This is a genomic window from Variovorax sp. 01T439_2 (genome assembly GCF_056398445.1).
In genome coordinates, this window is the sequence record NZ_JBFTPJ010000527.1 from 1 (window position 1) to 4151 (window position 4151).

At 67.1% G+C, this 4151-nt stretch carries 4 protein-coding genes; 3 read left to right on the forward strand and 1 reads right to left on the reverse strand.

The window, feature by feature from the left end; all coding sequences use genetic code 11:
• The 3 genes from AC1DOC_RS22280 to AC1DOC_RS22290 all read left to right on the forward strand — a co-directional run.
• Nucleotides 1–945 (forward strand): type II toxin-antitoxin system HipA family toxin (locus AC1DOC_RS22280; RefSeq protein WP_478130501.1); only part of this gene is annotated, 945 nt, incomplete at its 5' end.
• A gap of 104 nt (nt 946–1049) precedes the next feature.
• Nucleotides 1050–2318, forward strand: coding sequence for an HAD family hydrolase (locus tag AC1DOC_RS22285; RefSeq protein ID WP_478080323.1), 1269 nt, complete (start codon nt 1050–1052; stop codon nt 2316–2318).
• 61 nt (nt 2319–2379) lie between these two features.
• Nucleotides 2380–2958 carry a peroxidase-related enzyme gene (locus AC1DOC_RS22290; RefSeq protein WP_012748379.1) on the forward strand — a complete coding sequence of 193 codons (579 nt, stop codon included), beginning with the start codon at nt 2380–2382 and terminating at the stop codon, nt 2956–2958.
• Between the two features lie 13 nt (nt 2959–2971).
• Here the strand turns inward: AC1DOC_RS22290 and AC1DOC_RS22295 are convergent.
• The coding region (locus AC1DOC_RS22295; protein ID WP_478130502.1) for a phosphoethanolamine transferase at nt 2972–4151 on the reverse strand (1180 nt) is incomplete at its 5' end.

A 4151-nucleotide genomic window follows, 5' to 3' on the forward strand; every position in this document is an offset into this window, starting at 1 on the left:
CCCCTGTCGGACATCGACGCGCTGCTGCTGACCAACGAGGACCGCATCGGCGCGATGGTGTTCGCCGAGGCATTGCCCATCCAGAGCGAAGAACCGCCCTCCATGCTCTGGTCGCTGGAGGAGCTTGCCGAAGCCTCGCGCCGTGTCGAGGAAGGCATGGAGATCGGGCCCGACATGCACCTGCTGCTGCGCGGCGGCAGCCTGGGCGGCGCGCGCCCCAAGGCGGCCTTTGCGTATGAAGGACGGCGCTACATCGCCAAGTTTTCCTCGCGCGGCGACGACCACGACGTGGAGGTGATCGAGGCCGCCACACTCTGGCTGGCCAGCGCCTGCGGCATCCGCGTGCCCGCCTTCCTGCTGCAGCCCCTGGCGTTCGGCCACGCCTTGCTGGTGGAGCGCTTCGATCGCACCGGCCCCGTGAACGACGAGCAGCGCCATCACTACCTGTCGGCCTCGGCACTGCTCGACGTGCCTTATGAATCCAGCCGCGGCAGCTATGTCGAACTCGCGCAGCTGCTGCGGCGCATATCGGCGCGGCCGCAAGAAGACCTGACCGAGCTGTTTCGCCGCCTGGTATTCAACCTGGCCGTGGGCAACAGCGACGACCACGTCAAGAACCATGGCGCCCTGCGGCAGGGCGACGGCCTCTGGCGCCTGGCGCCTGCCTTCGATCTTGTCATGCAGCTGGGCGGCCATACGGGCTACCAGGAGCTTGCCATCCTGCCGGGGCAGCATGCATCGAGCCTTGCGCTGGCGCGTGCCGCGGCGCCCCACTTCGGCCTGTCGGCGGCAGAGGCGGACCGCATCATCCGCCGGACCGAAGAGACCGTTTCGGTGCAGGCCGCGGCCAGCGTCGAAGCGTCCGGCGGCAACCGCGAGCTCGTGCGCCGCGTGGCGGCCTTCATCGAACAGCAGTACGACCGCATCCGTGCCCAGGGCCTGTGAACCGGCCCCCGGCTGGCATGGCTGATGCGTAGGCCTTTGTCGAAGTGTCACGAGCGTTCTCTACGCTCGGCCTTCCATCAACGCCGCACAACAACAGGAACTCCATGCAACGCCGCCTGATTCTTCTCACGCCGCTCGCCGCCGCACTCGCCGCCACGGGCTGCGCGAGCCTGGCCCCCTCTGCGTCCACCACGCTTTCGCCCGCCCACTGGGACGCCTTCAACCGGGCACAGATCGAAGGCCTGATCGCCAGCCTCGGCAAGTCGAGCCCGGGCTACAGCGCCGCCCGGCCGCCCTACGTGGTCTTCGACTGGGACAACACCAGCGTGTTCCTGGACATCGAGGAAGCCTCGCTGATCTACCAGCTCGAGAACCTGGTGTTCGGCGCCACGCCCGCGCAGCTCGAAGTGGCGCTGCGCAAGAACATCCCGAAGAAGGACTTCCTGCCGGCCTTCAACAATGCGGCCGGCCAGCCGGTCAGCATCGACCGCGTGGTGCCCGACATCGTGGCCAGCTACACCTGGCTCTACCAGAACTACAGCGGCCTCAAGGGCAGCCAGCCGCTGGCCGCGGTGAAGCTGAGCCCGCACTACGTCGCCTTCACCACCAAGGTACGCTACCTGTACGAGGCCATCGGCGACACCTTCGACCACGACACCGCCTACCCCTGGGTGACCTACCTCTTCGTCGGCATGACCGAAGCGCAGGTGCGCAAGCTCACGGCCGCCACGGTGGCCTGGCAGCTGAAGGAACCCGTGGCCAAGGTGAAATGGACCTCGCCGGCCGCGCTGCCGGGCCAGGCGGGCGTGGTCTCGGTCAGCTGGAAGAACGGCCTGCGGCTGCAGCCCGAGATGCAGGAGCTGTACGCCGCCTTCCGCAACGCGGGCTTCGACGTGTGGGTGTGCTCGGCCTCCTTCGTCGACGTGATCAAGGAGATTTCGTCGAACCCCGCCTTCGGCTACAACAACCCGCCCGAGCGCGTGCTGGCGATGGAGCTGGAGCGCGACGCCAACGGCGTGATCCAGCCCGAGTACCGGCGCGGCTACGACCAGACGCAGGGCCCCGGCAAGACGAAGAACATCCAGCGCTTCCTGGTCAGCAAGTACGGCTACGGCCCGAGCTTCATTGCGGGCGACAGCGAGGGCGACCAGAACATGATGGCCGACTTTGCCGACACGAAGAAGGTGCTGATCGTGAACCGCCTGCGCGACCCCAAGACCGACATCGGCAAGTTCTCTGCCATGGCGGTGCAGAACTACGGCAAGCCCGACACGCGCTACCTGCTGCAGGGCCGCGACGACAACATCGGCCAGTGGGTGGCTTCGCAGCTGCACACGCCTCTCGGCGCAGCCCAAGGCAAGGCATTGAAGTAGGCGCGAGCCCGGCGGCGGGCAGTTGCCTATGATCCTGGCATTGCCACCCAGGAGACAGAACATGGCCGACCGCTACCCCCTCGCCGAGCTCAAAGACCTGCCGGAAGACATCCGCACCGCCATCCTCGCGGTGCAGGAAAAAGCCGGCTTCGTGCCCAATGTGTTCCTCGCGCTGGCGCGCCGCCCGGCCGAGTGGCGCGCCTTCTTCGCCTACCACGACGCGCTGATGCTGAAGGAGGAAGGCTCGCTCACCAAGGGCGACCGCGAGATGATCGTCACCACCACCAGCGCGGCCAACCGCTGCCTCTACTGCGTGGTGGCGCACGGCGCGCTGCTGCGCATCTACGAGAAGAAGCCGCTGGTGGCCGACCAGGTGGCGGTGAATTACCGCAAGGCCGACATCACGCCGCGCCAGCGCGCCATGCTCGACTTTGCGATGAAGGTCTGCGAACGCTCGCACGAAGTCGAGGACGCGGACTTCGCCGCGCTGCATGCCCACGGCTTCGACGACGAGGACATCTGGGACATCGCCTCCATCACCGCCTTCTTCGGCCTGAGCAACCGCCTCGCGAGCTTCAGCGGCATGCAGCCGAACACCGAGTTCTTCCTGATGGGGCGGCTGCCGCGCGAGAAGAAATAAATAGCCCAGCGCCTCAGGCCTTGCCTCGGCAGGATGCGAGCGCGTCCAGGCCGGGCTTGTAGGTGGGATTGCTCACGTCCATCAGCCCCAGCACCGTGTGGTAGAGGTTGTCGTGCGTGAGCGGCGCATCGAGCCCCGCTTCCATGCACGAGCGCGACAGCTTGCGGCGCTCGTTCATGCCGGGGCTGAACCAGGTGACCATGGGCACGTGCTTCTGCGCCTCGGGTGCGAAGCTGTAGGGCACGCCATGCAGGAACAGGCCGTATTCGCCGAGCGATTCGCCATGGTCGCTCACGTAGAGCAGGGCCGGGTCGTACTGGCCGGACTGCGCCTTGAGCCAGTCGATGGTCTGGCCCAGGAAATGATCGGTCTGCGCAATCGAGTTGTCGTAGACGTTCTGCAGCTCCGCATGGCCGCATTCGGCCAGCGCATTGGTCTTGCACTCGGGCAGGAAGCGCTTGATCTCCGGCGCGGAGCGCTTGTAGTAGGCCGGCCCGTGGCTGCCCATCTGGTGCATGACCAGCACCACGCCCTTGGCGCGGCGCTCGGCGGGCAGCGCGGCAATGCGCTCGTCCAGCCCCTTGAGCATGACGTCGTCCAGGCATTCCTCGCCGTCGCACAGCGCGCTCTTCTGTGCGGGCGTGAGGCTGTCGAAGGCGGAGGCGTTGGGAATGCGCGTGCACACGTCCTTGCAGCCGGCCTGGTTGTCGAGCCACAGCACCGCCAGCCCGGCGGCCTGCAGCACGTCGACCAGGTTTTCATAGTCGTCGCTGCGCGATTCGTAGCCCTGCTTGCCCAGCGGCGAGAACATGCACGGCACCGAAGCCAGCGTGTTGGTGCCGCACGAATGCACATCGCGATAGCTCAGCACGCCGCGCGCCGCCAGCTCGGGCGTGGTGTTGCGCGCATAGCCGTTGAGGCCGAAGTGGTCGGCCCGCGCCGTTTCGCCCACCACCAGCACGAACATCGGCGGCCGCGCCTGGCCCGCGTAGCTCGCGCCCAGCGCCGTTCCGGCCGTGATGGGAATCAGCTTGCGGCTGCGCTTGAACATCGGCTTGATGACCACCGAGCCGGCCGAATAGAGGCTTGCAACCGGGTTCATCATGTAGCGCAGGTGGACGTTGTTGCGCATCAGCGGCGCGAGCTGCCGGTTCATCGACACCGCGGCCACCAGGGCGAGCGCCACCGCCAGC

Bases quoted from the DNA above. Each gene is read 5' to 3' on its own strand.
- AC1DOC_RS22290 (WP_012748379.1), top strand. From the start codon at position 2,380: ATGGCCGACCGCTACCCCCTCGCCGAGCTCAAAGACCTGCCGGAAGAC.
- AC1DOC_RS22285 (WP_478080323.1), top strand. From the start codon at position 1,050: ATGCAACGCCGCCTGATTCTTCTCACGCCGCTCGCCGCCGCACTCGCC.